This window comes from Abyssibacter profundi (assembly GCF_003151135.1).
Lineage (GTDB): Bacteria > Pseudomonadota > Gammaproteobacteria > Nevskiales > OUC007 > Abyssibacter > Abyssibacter profundi.
Genome location: NZ_QEQK01000007.1, coordinates 169496 through 193321 on the forward strand (window position 1 = coordinate 169496; position 23826 = coordinate 193321).

Below are 23826 nucleotides of genomic sequence, written 5' to 3' on the forward strand. Positions count from 1 at the left end.
GACTCACGGGCGACGCTCCTGGCAGCAAAGCGCGCATTGTAGGGCCGATGACAGCCACCGAGCGGCCGTCAGTCCCCCGTTGGTCAGCTGGATTGCACCCTGTCTCGCACGACTTGCCAGGCAGTCAGTTTTTGCTCGAAACGCAGGCTGGCATGGGCCGGACTGGTCGAGGGAAGGCGGGTCGCCGGCAGCTGGCGGATGTCGGTATCGGCCGGATGATGCCGGCGAAACAGCGTGGCGGCTGCACCACCGTTGAAGAACACATGACCGATGCCTGGGCAGCGACGTAGCAGCCCGTCAAGATCGGTAGGCTGAACCGTGGGCGCCCGGATGGCGGCGTCGAGGCTACCCGGTCGCTGCGCCTGGGCGGCGACATCCCAGACCGCGACGCCTGCCGCCTGCAATGCGGCGCATCGCTCGCTGTACTGTGCTGTCGCGTCGAACCCGAACAGGCGCCCCATGATGGGCCAGAAGGCGTTGCGCGGATGCCCGTAATACTGCCCCACCAGCACGGACGCCACGCTGGGCAGGGAACCCAACACCAGCACGCTGGCCGTCGCATCGGCCAGCGGCGCGAATCCAATCACAACAGGGTTACCCATTGGGCGGCAACGGCGAATGCCCCTGCTCGACCAGCACCTCATCAATCAAGGCTCGCCAAGGGCCTGTTGGGGTCCACAGGGCGAGCAAATCCGGCAGGGCCACCGCCGGTGCGATATGCAGATGCCGAACCCGATGCATGAACAGCATGGCTGACACCCGCATGTTGTAGGCGCAGTGGACGAGCGTACTGGTCTGAGCGTGGGCCGACAGCGTCTGACCCAGGCGGTCGAGATGAGCCCGCGATGGGGCGTCAAAATCGATGGGTTGATGGCTGTAGACAATGCCCTGTGCCTGCAGGCGCTGGGCCTCGTCCGGCACGGCATGGTCGGAATCGGTCAGCGCCAGATTGATCACCAAACCGATTCCGGCCTCACCCAATTGATCCAGCTGCGCCGCCGTTGGCTGGCCGGCGCTGTGCAGGTGCTCGCCGAGGCGACGGTACTGACGGATGGCGGCGAGGGCCTCCGACATCACTACATGCCGGCAGGCGTGTGCCGATCGATAAACGGCCCGTAGAGCTCCACGGTCGCCCGCGGGTCTTCGATCATCGGCACATGGCCCATGTTCTCCATGACGACCAATTCGGAGTTGGGCAGCAAATCGTGCATGACGCGCGCGGCTGACACGTGAATCAGCCGATCGGTGTCGCCCCAGAGCACCAGGGCCGGTGTCTGGATCTCGGGCAACAGCGGCTCCAGGCGCAGCATGTTCTGGCGGTACTCGACAAAGACCTTCTGACGAAAATTGGCGTTCTCGATAGCCCGCTCGGCCAGCGCGTCCACGGCAAATGGCGGCACATAGGGCTTGTCGACAAACACCATGTCCATCAGGTGGTCGTACTCCTCGCGGGTCCGCGGGATGAGCGATACCTTGCCGGTGGCCTCGTACTCGCGAGCCAGATCGCTGGGCACCGGCGATTCCACGCCGGCCGCATTGAACAGGCCCAACGACAACAGCTGCTCGGGATAGGCGTGGGCATAGGCCGCCGCGAGATTTCCCCCCATGGAATTACCGGCTAGATGAAACCGTTCCAGCCCCATGGCCTGCACGAAGGCCGCAAGCCGCTCGCGCTGCGACGCGATGTCGTAGGCCTGATCCTCGTGCCGGGCGTTGTCTCCAAAACCGGGCAGGTCGGGCGCGATGACGCGGTGGTCAGGGGTCAGATGGCCCGCGAAGCGGGTCCAGTTGTCCTTGTCGCCGCCGAAGCCGTGCAGCAACAGCACGACATCGCCGCTACCGCCCTCCAGATAGGGCCAGCGATCTTCGCCCACCTGCACCGACTGCTCGGTCAGCATGGACCGCTCGCGCTCGGCACTCATGGCCAAGGCCAAGGCTTCCTGCGGGTGGGTCTCGATATAGGCGTAGGTACCGATCCCGAGCACGCCGATCACGATGGCAACGGCGATCAAGAACTTCGACATGACATCCCTGCGTTTGAAAAACGTTCCAACTGACCATATTACTCAATGCTGAAGCCAGGACCGACCTGGCCACCAGCCCAGGGGAAGGCGGGACAATGCGGGAACCGTTGTTCAATCACGTTGGACGGTATTTCTTCGGCTGCTTGCTGTTCATCTCCGCCGTCGCGAAGCTGTTTGATCCAAACGGCTTCGTGTCAGTCGTCGCCAGCTATCAAATGATGCCGGACTGGGCCGTCCCTCCGGCGAGTTATGCGCTGGTACTACTCGAGGGCGCGCTGGCCATCTGGCTGTTCAGCGGGCGCAAGGCCTCACTGGCCACGCTTTGCTTGGTCTGCCTCTATGTCATTTACTGCAGTTGGGTCGGCTTTGCCTTTCTTGACGGTCGACGTCTGGATAACTGCGGCGCCTTCGGTACGCTGTTCGAGCGCCCGATCACAGCCGGGCTGGTGGTCGAATATCTGGTCTCGCTGGGCGTGGCGTTTTTCCTGTGGTCGGCCACCACCGCCTACAAGCTGCGGCAGCAGTTGGCGATCACCCCAGAGCTCGGCGCGATTCCGGTGGACGACATGAAACCGCCGCCGCCCACCGGGACCGCCTGACCTCCGGCGCCTAGATCACCGCAGCCAATTCGCTGGCCTGGCGAATCGCACGCTTGGCATCCAGCTCGGCTGCCACATCGGCACCCCCGATGAGATGCACCGAGGCTCCGCCGGCTTCCAGGCCCTCCACCAGCTCCCGTAGCGGTTCCTGACCGGCACAAATCACGACATGATCCACGGCCAGGGTCTTGGGTTCATCGCCCACGACCAGGTGCAGGCCCTCATCATCGATGCGCTCGTAACTGACGTTGCCCATCATCTGGACCTGTTTGTCGATCAGGCTGGTGCGATGCACCCAGCCGCTGGTCTTGCCCAGACGCTTGCCCAGCTTTTCGTCCTTGCGCTGCAGCAGGTACACGGTGCGGGCCGGCGGCTCCGGTTGTTTCGGCAACAGGCCACCCGGTGCCGAAACCGTCATGTCGACACCCCATTCGGCCTGCCAGGCCTTGAGGTCCAGGGTTGGCGACTCGTCTTGGACCAGGAACTCCGACACGTCGAAACCGATGCCGCCGGCACCGACCACGGCCACGGTCTTGCCCACCGGCGCATTGTGACGCAGCACATCGGTGTAGATCAGCACCTTTTCGTGATCAATACCGTCAATTTGTGGCACCCGTGGGCTGACGCCTGTGGCCAGCACGACTTCGTCGTACCCGCCGGCCAGCAAGGACTCTGCCGTGGCCTCGGTGCCCAGTTGCACCGTGACGCCCGCCAGCTCCAACTGACGCTCGAAGTAGCGCAGCGAATGATCGAACTCCTCCTTGCCGGGGATCCGCTTGGCCATGTTGAACTGACCGCCGACCTCCTCGGCCCGTTCGATCAGGGTGACCTTGTGACCCCGTTTGGCCGCCTCGACTGAAAACGCCAGCCCGGCGGGGCCAGCGCCCACCACGGCGATGGATTTGGCGGTGGTCACGGGCTCGAAGTTCAGCTCGGTCTCGTAGCAGGCGCGGGGATTGACCAGGCAGCTCGCACGCTTGAGCTGGAAGGTGTGATCCAGGCAGGCCTGATTGCAGGCGATACAGACGTTGATTTCATCCGCCTTGCCCGCCGCGGCCTTATTGACGAAGGCAGCATCGGCCAGCAACGGCCGCGCCATCGAAACCATATCGGCCTTGCCACTGGCGATGATGTCCTCACCGACCTGCGGGTCGTTGATGCGGTTGGTGGTGATAACCGGTATCGACAGCTCGGCCTTCATCCGGTGGGTGACATCCACAAAGGCCGCGCGGGGGACGGACGTGACGATGGTCGGGACCCGCGCCTCATGCCAGCCGATGCCCGTATTGATCAGCGTGGCCCCTGCGGCCTCGACGGCCTTGCCCTGATAGACGATCTCGTCCCAGGTATTGCCGCCCTCGACCAGGTCCAGCATGGACAGGCGGTAGACGATGATGAAGTCCTCGCCGACCGCCTCGCGGACATGCTTGACCACCTCCACCGGCAGCCGACAACGATTCTCCACCGGCCCACCCCATTCATCCTTGCGCTGGTTGGTGCGGGGGCAGGTGAACTGATTCAGAAAATAGCCTTCGCTGGCCATGATCTCCACGCCGTCGTAGCCGGCCTCTTTCGCCAACTTGGCCGCGCGGGCGTAGGCCTTGATCTGACGCCAGATGCCCCAGGTCGACAGTCCCCGTGGGCGGAATGGATTGATCGGAGCCTTGGCGCTGGACGCCGAGACCGACAGCGGGTGGTAGCTGTAGCGCCCGGCATGCAGCAACTGCAGGCAGATCTTGCCGCCCTCCTCATGCACCGCATCGGTGACCTGACGGTGGCGCCCCAACTCGCGGCGTGAGGACAGTTTGGAGGCCATGGGATACAACCAGCCCTCCATGTTCGGCGAAAAGCCGCCCGTGACGATTAGCCCGACGCCGCCTGCGGCGCGCTCACGAAAATAAGCCGCCAGTTTGGGGAAGTCTTTGACCTTGTCTTCCAGGCCGGTATGCATCGACCCCATCAGGACGCGATTACGCAGGGTGGTGAAGCCGAGATCCAGGGGTTCCAGCAGATGCGGGTAGGGCGTGGCACTCATGTGAAGATTTCCTTAAGGCGTGGCACGGGCCTTGCTCGCCGGCTCAGCCGTGCATCGCCCATATCCGGAAACGGACCGCCCTGGGAACCGGGCTGGGGTCGCACTGCCAACGCCGGGTAGTCGCCCGGTGACGTTCTTGGATGAAACAACAAAAGGATGTTGAAGATGAAAATCGTGAAACAGGTCATTGCCGCTGCCGCCCTGTCGGCCGCCATGAGCACCGCCGGCGCCGCTGACAGCACACAGTCCGATCTGGCCATCTGCTTTGCCCCGTCTCCGGTCGGCAAGGTGACCGACGTCATTGGCGTGACGATCGACGCGTTGGCCTGTGTCGTGAACCAGTTGGTCTCGCCCGAGTAAGCGAACCAAGTCGGCATCCAGCGTGGCCGGCAATGCCGCGCTGGATGCCTGATCGCTGCGCCATGCGAGCGCGCAGTGCACCTCATTCATGCAGCTGGCTCCCTCAGCCCAGTTTGCGCGGCTGATAGGGCGTCGAAGCCTCGCCGCGTTCGGACTGAGCCATTTCGGTATTGCGCTTGGCGGCGATCCGCTGGTTCTTGCGCCCCATCACCCGGCGCTGCCATCGGCGCTCCGCCGCCAACGCATCTTCATCACTGGCCAGCCAAGCTTCTTGCAGCAAGGCCTTCCCGGCGGCGACGGCGTCCGGCGAGCGCTGGACGATCTCTGCGACCAGCGCTTCGGCCCGGGCCTGCGGATCAGCGTCGACATGCGTCACCAACCCCAGCGCGTGAGCGGCCTCGCCGGAGAGCACGCGCCCCGTAAAGGTCAGCTCCTTGGCAACATCCAGCGGTAGCAGCTCACGCAGCGTGACCGTTCCACTCATGTCGGGCACCAGACCCCACTTGGCCTCCATGACCGACAGCTTGGCGTCCGGCGTGGCAATCCGAATATCGGCCGCCAGCGCGAGCTGAATCCCCGCACCGAAGCAGTTGCCGTGGATACAGGCGATCACAGGCACCGGTAGCTCGCGCCAGGCCATACCCCATTGCTGGAAAATGTTGGCGACCGGGCTGTGCAACGCGGCGAAGCCATGCGCCATGCGCTTGGGGTCGGCAAACATCGCCTTGACGTCTAGACCCGAGCAAAAGCTCGGGCCGTTGCCGGACAGCAGCACCGCGCGAATATCGCGATTCTTCTTGAGCTGCTGCGCGGTCTTGACCACAGCCTTGAGCAGCGCGAAATCCATGCCGTTGTGCTTCTCGGGCCGGTTCAGGCGCACGTAGGCCACCGGGCCCTTGATCTCCAGTTCGACGCGATCGCTCACGACGCTCCCTCATCCGATGCATGATGGGCTCGACGTTATATGCACCTTGTTGCATAGTCAAACCCATGTCGCTCAAACACGCCATGCTGGTTTCACTGGCCGAACGCCCTGCCTCGGGCTACGACCTGGTCCGTCGATTTGACCGCTCCGTCGGGTATTTCTGGCGCGCCAGCCATCAACAGATCTACCGCGAGCTACCCAAGCTGGAGGCCGCCGAGTGGGTTTCCGCGGAGGCCGTGGCCCAAACCGGCAAGCCCGACAAGCGGGTGTATGCCATCACCACACAGGGGCGCGATGCGCTCGAAGCCTGGCTCGCCCGCCCTGTCGGGCCGGAACCGGTGCGCGAAAGCCTGATGGTGAAGGTGCGGGGTGCCGCGCTACTGGGCGTCGATTCCGTGCTCGATGAAATCCGGCGCCATCGGCAGGTCCACGCGGACAAGTTGTCCCTGTTCAGGAAGATCGAACAGGAGGACTTTGCCCAGGGGCCGGGAGACAACCGCAAAACGCGATGTCGCTACCTGGCCCTGCGCAGCGGTCTGCTCTACCACGAAAGCTGGGTAACCTGGTGCGATGAAGCGCTGGCGCTGCTCATGGAGGCCTAGGGGGGCCTAGGGAGGCTCTGATTGATTCGCGCCACCAAGACGGTGCCGAACGACGCTCGCCCCGGCCCAGCCGCCAGGGTTCATACGGACACCCCAGCTCGAACATCCACATCGACCCACCGACACGCTGATGCCACTGCCCATCGTCTATCACCCGATTTACTCGAATGTGCGGCTACCGGAGCGGCATCCGTTTCCGATGAGCAAGTTCGCCATGCTTCGAACCCACCTCATCGAGACCGGGGTCGCCGGCGATAACCAGTTCAGCGAGCCCGCGCCCGCAGAGCGCGCCCTGCTGGAGACGGTCCACGACAGGGACTATCTGGACCGTTTCATTCACGGCGATCTGACACAGGCGGAAATCCGGCGACAGGGTTTCCCTTGGTCCGAAGCCCTGGTGGCCCGATCCATCACCGCCGTCGGTGGCACGCGTCACACCCTGGAATTGGCGTTCGAGCACGGCCTGGCCACCCACTGTGCCGGCGGCACGCACCATGCCCATCGCGATTTCGCCTCGGGTTACTGCCTGCTCAACGACCTCGCCGTGGCAGCGGCCTGGGCGCTGGACAGCGGCCGGGCCAAGCGTGTGCTGATCATCGACTGCGACGTGCATCAGGGTGACGGCACGGCGCGCATTTTCGAACAGCAGCCGGCCGTGTTCACGCTGTCCTTCCATGCCGGGAGCAACTTTCCGGCACGCAAGGCAGACAGTGACCGGGATGTCGTCCTGCCCCGCGGCGCCGGGGACACCGAGTACGCCACCGCCCTGGCCGCCCATATCCCGGCAGTGCTCGACCGCTTCCAGCCCGACTGCGTGTTGTACGACGCCGGCGCCGATGTGCATGCCGATGACCGGCTGGGGCACCTGAGCCTCAGCGACGCCGGGATGCGGGCGCGGGATCGCTATGTCATCGAACAATGTGTGCGCCGGCGCATTCCGGTCGCCTGCGTCATCGGTGGCGGCTACGATCGGGATGTTCCGGCGCTGGTACGCCGACACGCCTTAGTCCACGAACAGGCCAGTGCATGCTTCGAGCAGTTCCTTTCCACAGACGCGGCCTGACAGCCACCGGGCGGCTGGTGGCGCTGCTGCTCGGCCTGTCGTTGGCGACCGGCTGCAGCACGGCCACACGCTTTGGCTACAACCACCTCGACTGGTTCGCCAAGCGCGAAATCGGCAAGTACTTCGACATGACTGCCGAGCAGGAAGACTGGTTCGAGCAACGATTCGACACCTTGTGGCAGTGGCATCGCCGCGAGCAGTTGCCGCTGTACGCCCGTGACTTGCGCCAGCTGGCCGAACAGGCACGCGCGCCGCTGAGTCGAGACGCCATCGAGCAGGCACTGGCCATGGTCGAGGCCCATATCAATGAAGCCCTGCGACGCGCGACCGACGACACCGTGACAATGCTCAGCATGCTGAACGATGACCAGGTCGCAGCCGTGCTGGAACGCATCGACAAGAACATCGAAGACGCCGCTGAAGAACTCGCCGAGCAGGACGACATTGAACGGCGTGAAGCCGCTGCCAAGCGGGTGCGTAAATGGATGGAAGAGCGATACGGTCGCCTGTCACGCGAGCAGCGAAATCTGATCGATGCCTGGGCGGGCGAGCGCGAATACTCGCCCGAGGCTTGGCTTGCCCGCTCTCGTCAATGGCGCGATGCATTGGCCGAGGCCCTGGACCAACGCCAGAGCAGCGGGTTTGCCGATCGCGTCACCTATCTGCTGTTCGACGATACGGCCCTGGTACCCGAGCCTCTCGAAGCCGAACGCAGGCGCAACCGACACCGCTGGCTGGACCTGGCCGCCGAGATCAGCGCCATGACCAGCGAGCGCCAGCGCGACCATCTGGTCGAGTACATCAGCGACTTTGCCGAGGATTTCGAAGCACTCGCGCAGCGCTGATCACCCCCGATAGACCGTGCTGCGCCACGCTGCCTGTCCAACCTCGTTCCTGGGCGCTTTGCTAAGTTGTGAGGACAGCTTTGAGGAAGGAGCAGCCCATGTCGAAACATCGCATTGGCGCACTGATGGCGCTGGCCCTGGTTGCCTGCGGCAACCCATCGTCGCCCCCGGCAACCGATCCAACCGCCGGGCCGATTGTCGATCTCGAGCAGATTCGCGACATGGGGGTCTTGCGTGTCGCCACGCGTAACGCCCCGACCACCTGGTACATCGATCGCACGGATCAACCCGCGGGCCTGGAGTATGACCGAATCCGTGCACTGGCCACGGCTCTGGGGCTTGATCTGGAAATCGTCGAAGCCGCCTCCACGCAAGCCGTGCTGGCACTGGTGCGTCGCGGGGAGGCGCACCTGGCAGCGGCCGGTATCACCATCACCCCGGCGCGGCAGACTTCGCTGCAGTTTTCGTCCCCGACGCTACAGGTCACCGAGCAGCTGATCTGTAACCGGGAAGGCCTGCGCGTCACCGATCGGGCCGAACTCGCCGGGATGACGCTCACCGTGGCAGAGGCCACCAGTTATGCCGACACGCTGAACACGCTGAGGGACACCGCGCCGGGGCTCACGGTACGAACCGTCGACACCACAACCGAGGCCTTGCTGCGCCAGGTTTGGCAAGGGGCACTGGACTGTACCGTGGCCGACTCCCATGTCTTTGCACTGAACCGTCGCTACTTTCCCACCCTGGTGGCCGAGTTCGACCTGACAGAGACACGCGCGCTGGCCTGGGCCGTGCACCCCGACGCCAGCGAACTGCTGCAAGCCGTCAACCGTTGGCTGGATCAACCCGCCACGCAGGCCCTGCTTGCGGAGACCCGTGCAAGGTACTTTGCGCCGGCGGAACGGTTCGACTTTGTCGATTTGCGGGCGTTTACCCACCGCATCGAGCACCGCTACCCCAAGTACGACCAGTACTTCATGGCAGCCGCGCAAGACCACGACATCGACCCCTTGCTCCTGGCCGCCCAGGGCTACCAGGAGTCGCATTGGGACCCTGAGGCAACCAGCCCGACTGGTGTCCGGGGCATCATGATGCTCACGCGACCGACGGCGCGATCGGTAGGCGTGACCGACCGGCTCGACCCGGTGCAAAGCATCGAAGGCGGCAGCGCCTACCTCGCCAAGATGAAAACCCGATTCTCCAATGAGGTCACCGAGCCAGACCGCACCTATCTTGCGCTGGCGGCCTACAACATCGGACGCGCCCATCTGCACGATGCCCAGAAGCTCGCCCGCGAGCTGGGCAAGAGTCCGCACCACTGGGACGACATGAAAACAGTGCTGCCGCTGCTGTCTGACAAATCGGTTTATCCGAAGCTGAAATACGGCTATGCCCGGGGTCACGAACCGGTGCGATACGTCGAGCGCATTCGCAGCTACCAGGACATTCTGGCCGCGCACGCACCGACCGAGAGCTAACGCCACGGGCGGCAACCACCGCCGGGCCCGGGGTGGTCACCGTTGGTCCGCCACGACTGTAGTGTTCCTGCAGATGGCCGATGACCCCTGACTTGGTCGGGCGCCTGCCGGCGCTTGGCACAGAACCAAACTCGCGCCTGCGCTCGTCGCTCGCGTTGCCGCCTGAAAACAAGACCGCCCCGGGACACCGACGCTGGATACTTTGTACAGAATTGGTTGGCGACGCCCGCCACGTCGCCTTGAGACCCAGCTCAGCCTGGCGCTGACACTGCTGGCGATGGGCGTGGCCACCATCGTGGCGGCCATGATGCTGCGCGTGCTGCATTCAGCACATGAGCAATCGCTGCGGTCATCGCTGCAAGATGCCGCTCACGTCACGGCTGATGCAGTGACGCGCTTTGTCGAGGACCACCGCCGCGCGGTGGCGGCGGCGGCGATCGCCATTGAGCACGGCACCGACCAGGCCACCCTACTGCCCGCGCTGCATCAGGCGTATCCCGGCCTGTTAACCATGGCCGTCACCGATGCGACCGGTACGGTTGTCGCAGCCTCTCCAACCCTGACGCCCTCCGGGCAACCCGTCACCCAGCAGGGCTTCAACATTGCAGATCGCCCCTACTTCGTCGCTGCCCGGCAGAGCACCGACGTGCATGTCTCCGAGGTGTTCCGTGGGCGGGGGCTGGGTGACGATGTCATCGTGGCCCTGGCGGTCGCCTTGCAGGACGAACAGGGGGCGTTTTCCGGCGTGCTTCAGGCTGCGCTGGATCTGACGCAACTCGGCGAGATACTCGGCGACACGGCTGATGACCCCTACAGCTACGTGGTGATCGACAACCACGACAGAGCCATTTTTGCCTCGAGCAACCAGACCATTCAGCCCTTGGACTCTGTCGCGGACCGCGATTGGTTGGCCACGGGGCGCTCGGTCCCGAGCGGGGACATTTTCACGCTGGAAGAAGCCGATACGGACTGGCTGGGCATTTTCATGCCTTCGGCGCAGGGGTGGACGGTCGGCATCGGCACACCCAAGGCGCGCCTGTACCAGTACGGACCGGGCACGCTCGTCGCGACTGGCCTGCTGCTCATCGCGGTTTCGCTGATGGCCTGGCTGCTGGCACGTTGGCTGGCACGCCGGGTGTCTCGCCCCGTTGCCCATGTCGCCCGCGCCATGGCAAAGGCCGACCTGGACGACCCGTCCCCTTCCATTCAGCTGCCGGCAAGCGGATCCAGCGAGGTGCAGGACCTGGTCCAGAGCCTGCAGACCTTGCTGACCCGACTGGCGGACTCGCACACCCGGTTAAAGGAAGCGCTGACGCGTGAATCCAGCGCGCGCGAATTGCTGCAGATCGAAATGGAAGATCGCGAGCAAATCATCAAGGCGCGAACGCTGGAATTGCATGAGGCCAATATGGCCCTGGAGCAACTCAGTCGCCAGGACGGGCTGACCGGCCTGGGCAACCGGAGACTGCTCGACGAACGCCTCGAACTCGCCTGGGAAAACTGCGCCCGTGACGGCGAGTGGCTTACGGTGGTTCTGGTGGACATCGACCACTTCAAGGCATTCAACGACACCTATGGGCATCAGGCCGGCGACCAGGCACTCAAGCAGGTGGCCCGTGCACTACAGCGTTGCACCCATCGCGCCAGTGACCTGGCCGCGCGTTACGGCGGGGAAGAGTTCTGCATTCTGCTACCTCGGACCGCGCAGGACGGCGCCGAGCGGTTCGCAGAGCACATCGTCGAGGCCGTTCGACAGCTGGCTATCATTCATGGCGGCGGCATCAATGGTCTGGTGACCATCAGCGCCGGCGTGGCCACCCAGCGGCCGGAGTCCAGCGGCAGCGCCACCGACCTGATCGGGCGAGCTGACGCGGCGCTATACCAAGCCAAAGCCCGCGGCAGAGACCGCTGGGTTTGCGCCAAGAGCCTGCAGCTGGTCGCGGGACGAGACTAAAGAGCAGCTCGACCAGCCTGTTGGCTACAGCCCCCCGCGCGACAGCGACTCCGTGTAGGCCCGGCAGGCGGCGAAGATGTCCGCTGCCCGGGGTCCGGCGGACTCCACGATCTCCCGAAGGCAATACGCCGGCTGCGGCAAATAGTCCCCCATCACCTCGATCGGTGGCGTGCCCTGCGGCACGTTGTGGATGGCCTGCTCGAAACGCGTGTCGGGCAGCATGTGCCGGTAGATCAGCAGGGCATCCACGTAGGGCCCCCAGGGCATCCAGTCGATTGCGTTCTCGGCGACCGCATTGGTGGGTCGGTCCGCTGCATCGGAGACCATCATGGTGAAGTAGCCCTGCTCATCGAGATGAGCCTGATAATCCGCCACGCAGCCCACGTAACGCTGGGTGGGCAAGTCGTTCTGACACACTGACCAATAACGTAGCTGTTCGTCGCCCAAGGCAACGCCGGGCTGCTCCCGGAATGTGGGTGCCTTGGCCCGGATCATCACGATATTCCCGTAGGTGCGGCTGAACAGGTTGGTGGAATAGGCATTGTGGATGTTGGACAAGAAGCCGCCGCCGGCCGGTAACGCGGTTTCCACGCCCTCCGGTACGGGTAGCCCGAATACGCCACGCAAGACGTTCACGACCGTACTGGGTAGACCGTAGAACACGCGGGAATCCGACTCAGGGTCGCCGATCGGCACGGTGCCGGGGCGCGCCAGAAACGGATCGTCGATGAAATCGGCGTCTTCCAGCACGTCGTTGAAACCCAGCGATGGCACGGTGTCACCCAGCGTCGGCAGCAACGGTTCCACGCAATCGGCGGTCGGCAGCAATTCGATATCGCCATCGCGGGTCTCGAGCGTCAGGATGGGCAGTCCCACGCCACCGTCGAAATCCAGACCCTCGTCAGGGATGTACACACGATAAATCAGCGCGGTCAGGGCCGGCTGGGGCACAGGCAGGGGGCCGAGCGAGGTCTCGCCGGCATAAAGCGTGTTCGGCGAGGGCGAATCGGGTTGTCCGGTAAACTCCACATACGCCGTGTAGGGGTCACCCCAGGCATCCGCGGCCGGCCGGCGCGTCTGGACGAAAGGATTGAGCCCGCCTGTCACCGGCGCGATCTCGCGATCCGCCAGGGCATCGGTCGGCCGTAGAATCGGATCGTAGACGTTGTACGAGAAGTAGCGTGCCTGGGGGTAGGCGCCGTCGATGCGCAGTCGGGTCTCCGGCAGCATGGGCACCAACGCCACCCAGTACTTTGCGGATTCATCGGGAAAAGCGATGTTGGCGGTGTCGATGTTACTGGCCGCCTGCCAGCCGCAGGCCACGCCAAACGGGTACTGATCTCGAACAGGTCCGCTCGCTGGCTCACCGGACGCCCCGCCTGCTGCTGATTGGGTTTCGCCAGCCGGCTCGGAATCCGAACCGGCACAGCCAACCAAGCCTAGGCTTAGCAGCAACGCCAGACCGGCCGCGCGCATCGAGTCGATCGTCTTGTCCATGTTGTCGTCTCCAGTCGTTGCAACCCGCCGCTCTAGTGGCCGTGGTGTTGCGGGCTTAGGTCACAGGGCCGAGGGCGCCTGCAGGCCTGCTGATACGTATTCGATAAAGCCTTCGGCCAGGGTGGCCTCGTCCAGGGTGTAGCGACGCTCGCCGTCGGCGGTGTCGGGCAGGCGCCACAACAGGGTCTGGTCCACCATGCCGTTGACGACGCTGTTAATGGCCAGAAAAACGTGCAGCCGCAGCGCCCGGGCAGACTTGTGCGGCAGCAGCGTTGCTAGCTGGGCTTCCATACGCCAGATCAGTGGACCCATGTGCCTCAGCAGCAGGTCCTGTCCGACCTCGCCCTCTTCCCGGATCAATCGCGCCAGCAGCCAGACTGCGCGCTCGTGACGTTGCAGCAAACCGTGCAGCGATAACACCAGCGCCGTGACCACGTGGCTGACCTTTAGTCGCCCCTCGGCCTCGATCGCGTCGACCTCCGCCCAAGCTTCGTCCGCCAAGGGTTCATGCCACTGGGCGATTCGAGCGACGCAGGCGTCCAGCAGGCCCTGCTTGTTGCCGAAGTAGTAGCGGACCGCGGCCTCGTTGAGCACGCCTGCCTCACGCTGGATCTGCCGCGCGGACACCGCATGGCAGCCCCGCTGGCCGTACATCGCAATGGCTGTGCTCACCAGCCGGTCTGGCACGCTGCCGCCGGCCTCGGCATTCCGCTCTGCAGGTTCTGCTCGGTCGAACACGCGGTCTCCAGGTCCAATGCGAGAGCTTGCAGTCTAGCGGTTAACCCGATTGAGTCAACTCAGTTGGGTTAGCAATGGCGCAGGACTGGAATCGACGCCAAGACCGGGTTGAAATCTAAGCTGCGGAGGACACCGCACAGGCGGACAACAGGCGCTCCGTCGCACCCGTGCCCAGCCCGGTGGCGAGCAGTGCTGGGCTGACTGCCGGTGTCGGCCGCTGCCAGACCAATTGCGAAGCCGCGTCTTCCAGCGGAATGGTCGTGACAATGCGAGCCAGTTGGCGGGATCGCTCGGCGGCTTCGCGCTGCTCTTCGAGCAAGCGGCGCAGGCGCTTAGCGCCCCGAACCGGGAGGTCCAACACCTGATCCAGGTCGGCGTAAATCGCATCGAGCGAGCCGAAGTGCGTCAGCAACGCGACCGCCGCCTTGGGGCCGATACCGGCAATGCCCGGAATATTGTCCACGGTGTCACCAACCAGCGCCTGGTAATCGAGCATCTGCGCCGGTGTCACGCCGAACTTCTCGATGATGGCCGAGGCGTCCAGCCAGTCGTTCTTTGCGAAATCCCAGATCACGTCATCGTGGTCCAGCAATTGGGCCAGGTCCTTGTCGGGGCTGACAATGACCCCCGGCAAGCCCAGCCCCCGCGCCACATGCAGCAAGGTGCCGATGTAATCGTCGGCCTCGTATTCCTCGCAGGCCAGGTTGTACAACCCGATGGCATCGCAGACTTGGCGGGCCATGCGGAACTGGTGCTTGAGCTCCTCTGGCGCCGATTCACGGTTGGCCTTGTAGGCCGGGTCAATGCGATTGCGGAACGAGGAGGTCAGGCTTTCATCAAACGCCACGGCGATGTGAGTCGGCGACTGCGATCGGATCAGCCGGGCCAGCATGTCGGCAAACCCCGTCAGGGCATTGATCGGCCGGCCCGATGCATCGGTCATCGAGTCGGGCAGAGAGAACCACGCACGGAAGATGTAAACGGATGCATCGATCAAGTAGACTCGCCGGTCCATCGATTCGACGGTCTGATTTGCCTGCTTCATATGGATTCCTGATGCGCACCCTGCTGTTTGCCTGCGTCGCGAGCGTAGCACTGCCCGCTGCTGCGGATACCGTGCTGTCGTTCGACACGACGGACCAGCAAACCGCGTCCACCGTTCGAATGGTGGATGGCGCGGTGCGTATTGATGGCCAGCAAGCGGGGGAATGGATGCTCTATCAGGCAGACGAGAACGCCTTGTTCATCGTCAGTCCGCGCGACCGCAGCTATACCCGCATGGATGAGGCTGGCATTCGCCAGTTGGGCGGCCAGATGGATGCCGCCCGCTCCGAGTGGGAAGCCGAACTCGCGAAGCTGCCTCCCGAGCAGCGCGCTATGGCAGAGCAGATGATGCAACGCATGACCGGCGGACGATCACTGGAAAAAACCGCACCACCCGAACCACAGCCGACTGGCTCCTCCCAGACTGTGGCCGGCGTGCAGTGCGCGAACTATGTCGTGAAGCAAGGCGGCGCCAGCGAATCGCTGTGCGTGGCCAAACCGGAAGCTCTCGGCTTGTCTGAAGAGGAGTACGCCACGGTCCAGGCAATGTATCGCCTGCTGGCCAAGCTCAGCGAAGCCACAGGCTTTGCGGGCAGTGCGGCGCCTCGTGCGGACAAGCTGCCGGGCGTACCGGTGCTCATCGAACGTGAAGGCGGCAAGAGCAGGCAGCGACTCACCGGGGTCACACACCCCAATCTGGAGTCCAGCGTGTTTGCGCTACCCAGCGGTTACACCGAACGGGACCCGAGCAGCTTGCGCTAGCCCGGTCGGTGTTCGACGACACACAGGGAGACATGAATCGACTTGTCCGGCAACCACGCCCAGGGTGGGGTTTGTCCGCGACAACAGGAGGAGAGCATGGTGGCCCCGCCACAGGCACGAGCACTGACCGGACCAGGCCTGAGTGGCCTGTCACTTCGGTTTCGATCCAGCCCATCCACATTCAATTTGTTTGATCCGAGGAGCGCTTCCACATGACTGTGAAGCTGTTTGTACCCAAGGAGTCTGCGAGCGGAGAAAAGCGCGTGGCCATGGCCCCGGCCGTGGTGGATCGCGTCGTGCGTTTAGGCACGGAACTCTCTGTCCAGGCCGGTGCCGGCGCGGGTAGCCGGATTCCTGACGCCGCGTTCGAAGCCAAGGGCGCCAAGATCGTCAAGACCAAGGCCTCGCCGCTGAAGTCTGCAGATGTTGTGTTGCGCGTGGCGCCGCCGACGGCAGCCGACATCAAAGGCATGAAGGCCGGCTCGATTCTCGCCAGTTTCGTCTACACGAACCGCAACCCGGATGTGGTGAAAGCACTGGCCGAGGCCAAGGTCACCACCCTGGCCATGGAGCTGATTCCCCGCATTACCCGCGCCCAGGCCATGGACGCCCTGTCCTCGCAGGCCGCAGCGGCCGGCTACAAGGCCGCGCTCATTGCTGCCAGTGAGCTGGAACGCTTTCTGCCCATGCTGACCACGGCGGCGGGCACGATCCGGCCGGCCAAGGTGCTGGTCATTGGTGCCGGTGTCGCCGGCCTGCAGGCCATTGCCACCGCCCGCCGCCTGGGTGCGATGGTCGAGGCCTACGATGTGCGGACGGCCGCCAAGGAACAGGTCGAATCGCTGGGCGCCAAGTTCGTGATGGCCGACATCAAGGCCGATGCCGAAGGCGGTTACGCCCGTGAGCTCACCGATGAGGAAAAGGCCGCGCAGCAGGCGATGCTCGAAAAGCATGTCGCGGCAGCCGATGCCGTCATTACCACGGCCGCGATCCCCGGTCGGCCGTCGCCGAAGATCATCTCGAAGGCGATGGTCGAGTCGATGAAGTCCGGCGCGGTCATCGTTGACCTGGCCGCCGAAGGCGGCGGCAACTGCGAGCTGTCCGAGCCCGGTAGCACGACCACGGCCGGTGAGGTGACGATCTGCGCCCCGCTGAACGTGCCGTCCATGTTGTCGGAACACGCCAGCGAAATGTACGCCCGCAACCTGCTGAACCTGATGGAATTGTTCATCAAGGATGGCGAGCTGACGCTGGATCTCGAAGACGATGTCATCAAGGGCGCGCTGCTGACCCATGATGGCGAAGTCGTCAACGAACAAGCCAAACAGATTCTGGAGGGCTCCAAGTGACACCCGAACTTGCACTCACGGGCTTTGTCGCCCTGTACATCTTCATGCTGGCCGCGTTCACCGGCTACGAAATCATCGGCAAGGTGCCGGCGATTCTGCATACCCCGCTGATGTCCGGCTCCAACTTCGTGCACGGCATCGTGCTGGTCGGCGCCATGGTGGCGCTGGGCCATGCCGACACCATTCTGGAACAGGTGATTGGTTTCGTCGGGGTGGCACTGGCCGCGGGCAATGCGGTCGGCGGTTATGTCGTCACCGAGCGCATGCTCGAAATGTTCAAGTCGAGCAAGGACTAAGGGGGCCACATGTCATTTCTGATTCAGGCGAGCTACTTCGTCGCCGCCGTCCTCTTCATCCTGGGCCTCAAGCGCATGGCCTCGCCCAAGACCGCTGTCAGCGGCATCAAATGGGCGGGCATCGGCATGGTCCTGGCCGTGCTGGCGACGTTCTTCTACCCCGACCTGCATAACGTCGGGCTGATCGTTACCGCCATCGTCATCGGTAGTGCCGCGGCATGGATCTCCGGCAAGAAGGTCGAGATGACCGACATGCCGCAGATGGTCGCGCTGTACAACGGCATGGGGGGCGGCGCCGCCGGTGCCATCTCGGCCGTGGAGCTGTACTCCGGCAATGCCACGGCGCATGGATCCGGCCTCGCATCACTGGCCGTGATCGGTGGTGTCATCGGCGCCGTCTCGCTGTCCGGCTCCTGCATCGCCTACGCCAAGCTCCAGGGGTTGATGAAAAAGGCCTGGTCGGCACCGATGCACCAGGGGCTGAATGCGTTGATGGTCATTCTGCTGTTCGGCATCGGTCTGGCCCTGGCGACGTCCGTGGAGCCCGGTCCGTTCTGGATTACCGTGTTCTTCCTGATCGCGCTGGTGCTCGGCATTTTCATGACCACGCCGATTGGCGGGGCCGATATGCCGGTGGTGATCTCGCTGTACAACGCCCTGACCGGCTTGGCAGTCGCCTTCGAAGGCTTCGTGCTGGGCAACGCCGCGATGATCATTGCTGGCACGGTTGTCGGCGCCGCCGGTTCGCTGCTGACACTGTTGATGGCCAAGGCCATGAATCGCTCGCTGGCCAACGTGCTGTTCTCAGGCTTCGGCGCCAGCGACGAAGCAGCCGGTGATGGCCCGTCCGGCACCATGACCTCGGTCGAGGCCTCCGATGCCGCCATCTCGATGAGCTATGCCGGCAAGGTCATCATCGTGCCGGGTTACGGCATGGCCGTGGCCCAGGCGCAGCACAAGCTCTGGGAGTACGTGCAGATGCTGACCAAGGCCGATGTCGAGGTGAAGTTCGCCATTCACCCGGTGGCCGGCCGCATGCCCGGGCATATGAACGTGCTACTGGCCGAAGCCGGCGTGCCCTACGACATGATCTTCGATCTCGACGAGATCAACGAGGAGTTTGCACAGGCCGACGCAGCATTGGTCATCGGTGCCAACGATGTGGTGAACCCGGCGGCTCGGACCAACGAGTCCAGCCCGATCTACGGCATGCCCATCCTCAATGTGGATCAGGCCCGCGAAGTCTTCGTGATCAAACGCGGCAAGGGCACGGGCTTCTCCGGCGTGGAGAACGAGCTGTTCTTCGGCGAGAACACCAACATGGTGTTCGGAGATGCCAAGGAAGTCTGCAACCAGATGATCACGGGCCTCAAAGAGCTCTAGATCGTCATCGAACGCCGGCCGCGCGACCGCGCGGTCTGGCCTTCGTGATTCAGCGGCCCGCCTTGTGCGGGCCGTTTTTGTTGGAGCGGCGATTAATTCGACGCCGGCCAGGCGATCTCCTCGGTCAGCTGGCCGCGGCGCTGAATCAGCCACAGCGACATCTCCACGGTTGGCATTTCACCCAGGGTCACCAGTCCCATCTGCGCATGCACGGTATCCGTGATGACGGCGGGCACCGGCGCCGCGCCCAGACCCGAGGCACAGAGGCTTTTCATCAGCGCAGTATCCACACAACGGGCCGCGATTCTTGGTCGCACCCCCCGCTGGTCCAACCATGCGGACACCTGACTGGACATGACCGACCCCGCCTGCCAGAGGATGACCGGTTGTTGATGCAAATTGGCGGGAAACCCATCGGCGAGTCGATCGGCGAATGCCTCGGTCGCAACCCAGGCCAGCGGCGAGCGGACCAGCAGCCGGATGTCGAAATCGCTCAGGTCACCGGTCGCGGGCTCTCGGTCGGACACGATGGCGTGCAGCCGACCCGACAGCAGCCGACCCTGCAAGTCGTCCAGCGGGCCCTCGACGAAAATGGCCTCGCGCCGCTGATCACCGCGGATCAACGCTGCCGTGCAAGCCACCGCCATCGATTTGGGCACGCTGTCGGTGAGACCGATGCGGCAGGGAATGGCCAACTCGCCCGGATGGTCGACCAGCACAGCCGCCAGCTCATCCCCCAGCTCGAAGATCTGGCGTGCATAGGCCATCGCCATCGTCCCGGCATCCGTCGGCCTCAGCGCGCGGCCGTGGCGTGCCAGCAGTGGCTGCCCCGCCTGCGCCTCTAGCTGCTTGAGCTGCGCACTCACCGCCTGCGGAGAAACATGTAGCGCAACGGCAGCCGCCTGTACGGAACCCAGCCGAACCGTCTCGTAGAGGTAGCGAAGGTGCTTGTAATTAATCTGCGCCACGATCAATCCATAGTTGATAAAGACTCAATATTAATGTGCTTTTATTTGATTTTTTGCTCCGTACACTGCTGAGTCTCATCCTGATGAGGCATAGCCATGCAACTGGATATACAGGCGCTGTACTTCGACATGACGCCCGGCATTGAGGGTGCGATCACCCGCGCAGCCGAGCAGCACATGGACCGCTTCGACCATGCGGTCAAGAAGCTCACGGTGCGCGTCTATGACACCAACGGCCTCCGCGGGGGCGTGGATAAAGGCTGCCGCATCCATTCCGATCTCGGGCGGGCGCGGGCACTCGTGGTCGAAGCTGTCGATGAGGATCTTTACACGGCGATCAGCCGCGCCTTTGAAAAGGCCGAGCGGGCGACCAGCGGCCGGCTGCAGCGTCAGCGCAGACCCACCGACCGACGGCTACGCGCCACCATTCGCCGCGGGCTGGAGCCCATGGTCGCACAGCCCCTAGGCTAAACCGCTCCCCACACCATCTACGACAAGCCCCGCCCGGCCCCTGCGCCAGGCGGGGCTTGCTGCCGAGAGCCCCCATGAACTGGAAAGCCCTGCAATCCAACGAAGCCGCCCCCGGCATTTTGTTGATGATCTGCGCCGTCGCCGCGTTGCTCATCGCCAACTCGCCCCTCTCAGCGCTCTACGACCGCCTGATCCAGACCCCCCTGGCGATCACCCTGGGCACGGCCGGACTGGAGAAACCGCTGCTGCTCTGGATCAACGATGGCCTGATGGCGTTGTTCTTCCTGCTGGTCGGCATCGAACTCAAGCACGAGTTGCTATTCGGGCACCTGCGTAACCGCCGACAAATCGCGCTACCCGCCGCGGCCGCTGTGGGCGGCATGCTGGTGCCCGCGGCTGTGTACCTGGCCTTCAACTGGCAGGACCCGATCGCGCGAAACGGCTGGGCGATCCCGGCGGCAACCGACATTGCCTTTGCACTGGCGATCTTCGCCATGCTGGCCAAGCATTTGCCCAGCGAGGTCAAAATCTTCCTCCTGGCAATCGCCATCATCGACGATATCGGCGCGATTCTGATTATCGCGCTGCTCTACACCGCAGACCTCAGCCTGTTGTCCCTGTTGATGGCCGCCGGCCTGACGGCCCTGCTGTTCCTGCTCAATCGAAAGGTTCAATCGTCCGCCGCCCCCTTCATCATCGTCGGGACCGTGTTGTGGGTAGCGACGCTAAAGTCCGGCGTCCACGCCACATTGGCCGGCGTGGTCGTCGGGTTAATGCTGCCCCTCCGGGTCAAGAGTACGGATCAGGTGTCTGCGGGCTATCGGGTGGAGCATGGCCTCAAGCCCTGGGTGTACTTCCTGGTGTTGCCCCTGTTCGCCCTGGCCAATGCCGGAGTCAACCTGCAGGGCACCGCCATCGGTGATGCCTTCACACCCGTCGTGCTGGGGATTGCAGCCGGCCTGCTGATTGGCAAGCCCCTCGGGGTCATGGGGGCGGTCTGGCTTGCTGAAACCTGCCTACGGATCAAGCGCCCCGCCCTGCTCACCTGGCCGGTCGTGCTCGCCGTTGGCTGTCTCTGCGGGATTGGCTTCACCATGAGCCTGTTCATCGGGTCGCTGGCTTTCGAGCATGCGCCCTCCATGAATTTGGGGGACGAGCGGGTAGGCATTCTGGCCGGATCCACGCTGTCCGCTGCCCTGGCTGCATGCGTGCTCAGCCGGACCCGGGCCACCTCTTCCAACTAATCCATTTGCGACCATCATGACACTCGACGCGCTCGCCAATCTCCCATTTCTGCTCTTCATCCTGGGTGCGCTGCTGGCTTTTTTCGGGCGGATGATCGCGATCCCGGTGGATGCGAACAGCTGGTTGGGGACTCTGCTCGTTCTGCTGCTGGGGCTTAAAGGCGGCGTCGGGCTGGCGCAGACGGAATCGCTCACCGTCGGCGGGGCGGCCATCATCGCCGGCCTGCTTGCGGCCGTGATCGTGCCCCTGCTCTGTCACCCGGTGCTGCGCAGGCTGGGCGGTTGGCCCCGGGAACTCTCTGCGGCCGCCGCCGGGCATTATGGTTCGATCAGCGTGGCCACGTTCGTCGCGATGATGGCCTACCTCGAGTCTCGTGGGGCGCAGGTCGACTCGGTCATGATTGCCGTGATGGCCCTCATGGAGGCGCCGGCACTGCTGATCGGATTGATGCTGGCCAGCCCACAGGGGGCCGACCACCGCAAGACATTCAAAGCGGCGCTGAGCAATGCCCCGATGCTCTTGCTGCTGGGCAGCATGGCCATTGGCTGGACCGTGCATTCGGTCCAGCCGGACGCAGCCGATGTGCAATCGATTCTGGGCTGGATACCCGGCCTGCTCAGCATCTACCTGTTGCTGCTGGGCCAGAAGGCTGGCCTGTTGCTGGCCCGTGAGCGCCTACCCGTCGGCGACCTGAGCTTTGCAATGGTCTGGCCATTCGTCAGTGGCACGCTGGCCTTTGGTATCGGCAGCCTGTTTGGGCTGGAGCCCACGAGTCTGGCCTTGCTCTGCATTCTGTCGGCGAGTGCAAGCTATATCGTTGCGCCCGCCGTGCTGTCACTGGCGATGCCCACGCTGGAACTGACCCGCATCCAGGTCATGGTCATCGGTGTGACCTTCCCGGTGAACCTGCTGGTCGGCATTCCACTGTGGACCTGGGCGACTGGCGCCGCCGCTGGTTAGCGCGCCGTCGGCCCAGGGAAGCGCTGATCGATTCCCTCGATACCTGTCAGGCAGATGCCATGCTGTTCGGTAATCGCCGGGTCGGCGGCAGTCGCACCTGCACAGAATTACCACCGCTGCGCTGCGCCTGCTCCAGCGCTGCCTCGGCCATCGACATCAGACGATGCACGGACAGCTCATCGATCTGAGCCTCGTGCTCGATGGATGTCAGGCCGACGGAAACCGTGACGCGACGTTGCGAGATGCCGCAGGGCATGGCCGCGACGGCCTGACGAATCGACTCGGCATGCCGCTGCGCCTTCTCATCCTGCATGCCGCGCAGCGCCACGGCGATGCGCCCGCCACCGAAATGGTAGCTGGTATCGCCCGAGCGCCGCGTCCGCTCCGAAATAACGCGCGCAAGGGCCTGCAGCAGGTCTTCCACGTCACCGTCCTGATCAAAGGCGTCAAACTCATCAACGCCGATGAGCAACAGACTGAATGGCAACCGGGCGCGCAGCCCACGACCCCACTCGCTGACGAACTGTTCCTCGAACAGGCGGCGAGTGAACAAATCGGTTGCCGGGTCACGCACGCTGCGGTGCCGCATCAACAGGGCGTCTTCGATGAGGCGCGCACCATCCACCAAGGCACGCCGAACGACGGGTGTACCCAGATCAAGCCGGCGCGAGGAATACACGCTCAGAACCCCCACCAGTGCACCGGTGGCGTCAACAACGGGCTCTCCTGCGCAGACCTGCGCCAGCGGCACACGTGGTCCGGCGGATTCGCTCGTCGAGTCCGGCGCCCAGATCACGGTTTCTTCGGCCTGCCGCACGCGCTGACTCAGCGCGTGCTCGGGATCAATGCTGGCCACCCCGCCTCCGTGTGCGGCCGCGATCATCCATTGAGGCCCCTCGGCCATCGTGAGCGATGCGTATTCGCAGCCGGTCGCCAGCGCCGTCATACGAACCACGCGCTCAAGCGTGAAGTCTTTGTGCGCGTTGCCCCCGATTTGTGCCTCCGGTTGGCTCTGCATTACGGCCACTCCCTCGTTTGGTCCCTGGCTCCATCGTGACCGCTGCCCTGCTCGCAGCGCAACCATGCGTAGGACAGCTAACCAATCCGCTGGCCGAGCGTTTACTCTCTGGACATGGATGGGATTTATCTCCCTTTACCCGGCGGATTTCAAGGCTCGTTGAATGGTGTAGGGTCCGGTGAAACCGGCTTTCCCCCTTTGGACCCCTCC

At 64.0% G+C, this 23826-nt stretch carries 24 protein-coding genes; 14 read left to right on the plus strand and 10 right to left on the minus strand.

Going from position 1 to position 23826, the window contains the following annotated elements; all coding sequences use genetic code 11:
- Positions 1-83 precede the first annotated feature (83 nt).
- The 3 genes from DEH80_RS09565 to DEH80_RS09575 are packed head-to-tail and all read right to left on the minus strand — an operon-like array spanning position 84 to position 2024.
- Positions 84-602: a DNA-deoxyinosine glycosylase gene (locus DEH80_RS09565; RefSeq protein WP_109720264.1), complete on the minus strand. Its 519-nt coding sequence runs from the start codon at positions 600-602 to the stop codon at positions 84-86.
- Positions 595-1074 (minus strand): protein tyrosine phosphatase family protein, encoded by a 480-nt coding sequence (locus DEH80_RS09570; RefSeq protein WP_109720265.1) that lies wholly within the window; start codon positions 1072-1074, stop codon positions 595-597. The genes DEH80_RS09565 and DEH80_RS09570 overlap by 8 nt, the downstream gene beginning before the upstream one ends.
- Before the next feature lie 2 nt (positions 1075-1076).
- Positions 1077-2024, minus strand: coding sequence for an alpha/beta fold hydrolase (locus tag DEH80_RS09575; protein WP_109720266.1), 948 nt, complete (start codon positions 2022-2024; stop codon positions 1077-1079).
- 95 nt (positions 2025-2119) lie between these two features.
- Between DEH80_RS09575 and DEH80_RS09580 the strand changes: the two genes are divergently transcribed.
- Entirely contained in the window at positions 2120-2623 is a 504-nt protein-coding gene (locus DEH80_RS09580) for a MauE/DoxX family redox-associated membrane protein (protein ID WP_109720267.1), read from the plus strand.
- 10 nt (positions 2624-2633) lie between these two features.
- Here DEH80_RS09580 and DEH80_RS09585 read toward each other — a convergent pair whose 3' ends face one another.
- On the minus strand, positions 2634-4658 hold the full coding sequence (locus DEH80_RS09585) for an oxidoreductase (protein WP_109720268.1): 2025 nt from the start codon (positions 4656-4658) through the stop codon (positions 2634-2636).
- 165 nt (positions 4659-4823) lie between these two features.
- Between DEH80_RS09585 and DEH80_RS09590 the strand changes: the two genes are divergently transcribed.
- Entirely contained in the window at positions 4824-5018 is a 195-nt protein-coding gene (locus DEH80_RS09590) for a hypothetical protein (protein WP_133249194.1), read from the plus strand.
- 103 nt (positions 5019-5121) lie between these two features.
- Here DEH80_RS09590 and DEH80_RS09595 read toward each other — a convergent pair whose 3' ends face one another.
- Positions 5122-5943, minus strand: a complete 822-nt coding sequence (locus tag DEH80_RS09595; protein WP_109720270.1) for a crotonase/enoyl-CoA hydratase family protein — start codon at positions 5941-5943, stop codon at positions 5122-5124.
- Positions 5944-6008: 65 nt separating this feature from the next.
- On the opposite strand from DEH80_RS09595, the gene DEH80_RS09600 reads away from it, so the two are divergent.
- The 5 genes from DEH80_RS09600 to DEH80_RS09620 all read left to right on the plus strand — a co-directional run bounded on the left by DEH80_RS09600 (position 6009) and on the right by DEH80_RS09620 (position 11885).
- Complete coding sequence (locus DEH80_RS09600; RefSeq protein ID WP_109720271.1) at positions 6009-6545, plus strand: PadR family transcriptional regulator; 537 nt, start codon at positions 6009-6011, stop codon at positions 6543-6545.
- Positions 6546-6675: 130 nt separating this feature from the next.
- The gene (locus DEH80_RS09605; protein WP_109720272.1) at positions 6676-7608 is read left to right on the plus strand and encodes a histone deacetylase family protein; all 933 of its coding nucleotides are present in this window, start codon (positions 6676-6678) and stop codon (positions 7606-7608) included.
- On the plus strand, positions 7572-8453 hold the full coding sequence (locus DEH80_RS09610; RefSeq protein ID WP_133249195.1) for a DUF6279 family lipoprotein: 882 nt from the start codon (positions 7572-7574) through the stop codon (positions 8451-8453). The genes DEH80_RS09605 and DEH80_RS09610 overlap by 37 nt, the downstream gene beginning before the upstream one ends.
- 98 nt (positions 8454-8551) lie before the next feature.
- Entirely contained in the window at positions 8552-9931 is a 1380-nt protein-coding gene (mltF, locus tag DEH80_RS09615) for a membrane-bound lytic murein transglycosylase MltF (RefSeq protein ID WP_109720274.1), read from the plus strand.
- A 202-nt stretch (positions 9932-10133) separates the two neighbouring features.
- The gene (locus DEH80_RS09620; protein WP_133249196.1) at positions 10134-11885 is read left to right on the plus strand and encodes a diguanylate cyclase domain-containing protein; all 1752 of its coding nucleotides are present in this window, start codon (positions 10134-10136) and stop codon (positions 11883-11885) included.
- Positions 11886-11909: 24 nt separating this feature from the next.
- Here the strand turns inward: DEH80_RS09620 and DEH80_RS09625 are convergent, their stop codons facing one another.
- The 3 genes from DEH80_RS09625 to DEH80_RS09635 form a co-directional block, all read right to left on the minus strand.
- A complete protein-coding gene (locus DEH80_RS09625) occupies positions 11910-13382 on the minus strand; it encodes a hypothetical protein (protein WP_109720276.1) in 1473 nt (490 codons plus the stop codon).
- Positions 13383-13442: 60 nt separating this feature from the next.
- Positions 13443-14120 carry a TetR family transcriptional regulator gene (locus tag DEH80_RS09630; protein ID WP_109720277.1) on the minus strand — a complete coding sequence of 226 codons (678 nt, stop codon included), beginning with the start codon at positions 14118-14120 and terminating at the stop codon, positions 13443-13445.
- A 115-nt stretch (positions 14121-14235) separates the two neighbouring features.
- Entirely contained in the window at positions 14236-15165 is a 930-nt protein-coding gene (locus tag DEH80_RS09635; RefSeq protein ID WP_109720278.1) for a 5'-3' exonuclease, read from the minus strand.
- A gap of 11 nt (positions 15166-15176) precedes the next feature.
- Between DEH80_RS09635 and DEH80_RS09640 the strand changes: the two genes are divergently transcribed.
- The 4 genes from DEH80_RS09640 to DEH80_RS09655 all read left to right on the plus strand — a co-directional run bounded on the left by DEH80_RS09640 (position 15177) and on the right by DEH80_RS09655 (position 18954).
- On the plus strand, positions 15177-15926 hold the full coding sequence (locus DEH80_RS09640; protein WP_109720279.1) for a hypothetical protein: 750 nt from the start codon (positions 15177-15179) through the stop codon (positions 15924-15926).
- Positions 15927-16138: 212 nt separating this feature from the next.
- A complete protein-coding gene (locus DEH80_RS09645) occupies positions 16139-17275 on the plus strand; it encodes a Re/Si-specific NAD(P)(+) transhydrogenase subunit alpha (protein ID WP_109720280.1) in 1137 nt (378 codons plus the stop codon).
- 44 nt (positions 17276-17319) lie between these two features.
- Positions 17320-17571, plus strand: coding sequence for an NAD(P) transhydrogenase subunit alpha part 2 (locus tag DEH80_RS09650; RefSeq protein ID WP_109720351.1), 252 nt, complete (start codon positions 17320-17322; stop codon positions 17569-17571).
- Positions 17572-17580: 9 nt separating this feature from the next.
- Positions 17581-18954: an NAD(P)(+) transhydrogenase (Re/Si-specific) subunit beta gene (locus DEH80_RS09655; protein ID WP_109720281.1), complete on the plus strand. Its 1374-nt coding sequence runs from the start codon at positions 17581-17583 to the stop codon at positions 18952-18954.
- Between the two features lie 92 nt (positions 18955-19046).
- Here DEH80_RS09655 and DEH80_RS09660 read toward each other — a convergent pair whose 3' ends face one another.
- Entirely contained in the window at positions 19047-19922 is an 876-nt protein-coding gene (locus DEH80_RS09660; RefSeq protein WP_133249197.1) for a LysR family transcriptional regulator, read from the minus strand.
- 96 nt (positions 19923-20018) lie between these two features.
- On the opposite strand from DEH80_RS09660, the gene DEH80_RS09665 reads away from it, so the two are divergent.
- From DEH80_RS09665 to DEH80_RS09675, 3 genes are all read left to right on the plus strand, one after another.
- A complete protein-coding gene (locus DEH80_RS09665) occupies positions 20019-20393 on the plus strand; it encodes an HPF/RaiA family ribosome-associated protein (RefSeq protein ID WP_109720283.1) in 375 nt (124 codons plus the stop codon).
- A gap of 74 nt (positions 20394-20467) precedes the next feature.
- Positions 20468-21637, plus strand: a complete 1170-nt coding sequence (nhaA, locus tag DEH80_RS09670) for a Na+/H+ antiporter NhaA (protein ID WP_109720284.1) — start codon at positions 20468-20470, stop codon at positions 21635-21637.
- Positions 21638-21653: 16 nt separating this feature from the next.
- Positions 21654-22598: a sodium-dependent bicarbonate transport family permease gene (locus DEH80_RS09675; RefSeq protein ID WP_109720285.1), complete on the plus strand. Its 945-nt coding sequence runs from the start codon at positions 21654-21656 to the stop codon at positions 22596-22598.
- 46 nt (positions 22599-22644) lie between these two features.
- Here the strand turns inward: DEH80_RS09675 and DEH80_RS09680 are convergent, their stop codons facing one another.
- Complete coding sequence (locus DEH80_RS09680; RefSeq protein WP_165831396.1) at positions 22645-23616, minus strand: GGDEF domain-containing protein; 972 nt, start codon at positions 23614-23616, stop codon at positions 22645-22647.
- Between the last annotated feature and the right edge of the window lie 210 nt (positions 23617-23826).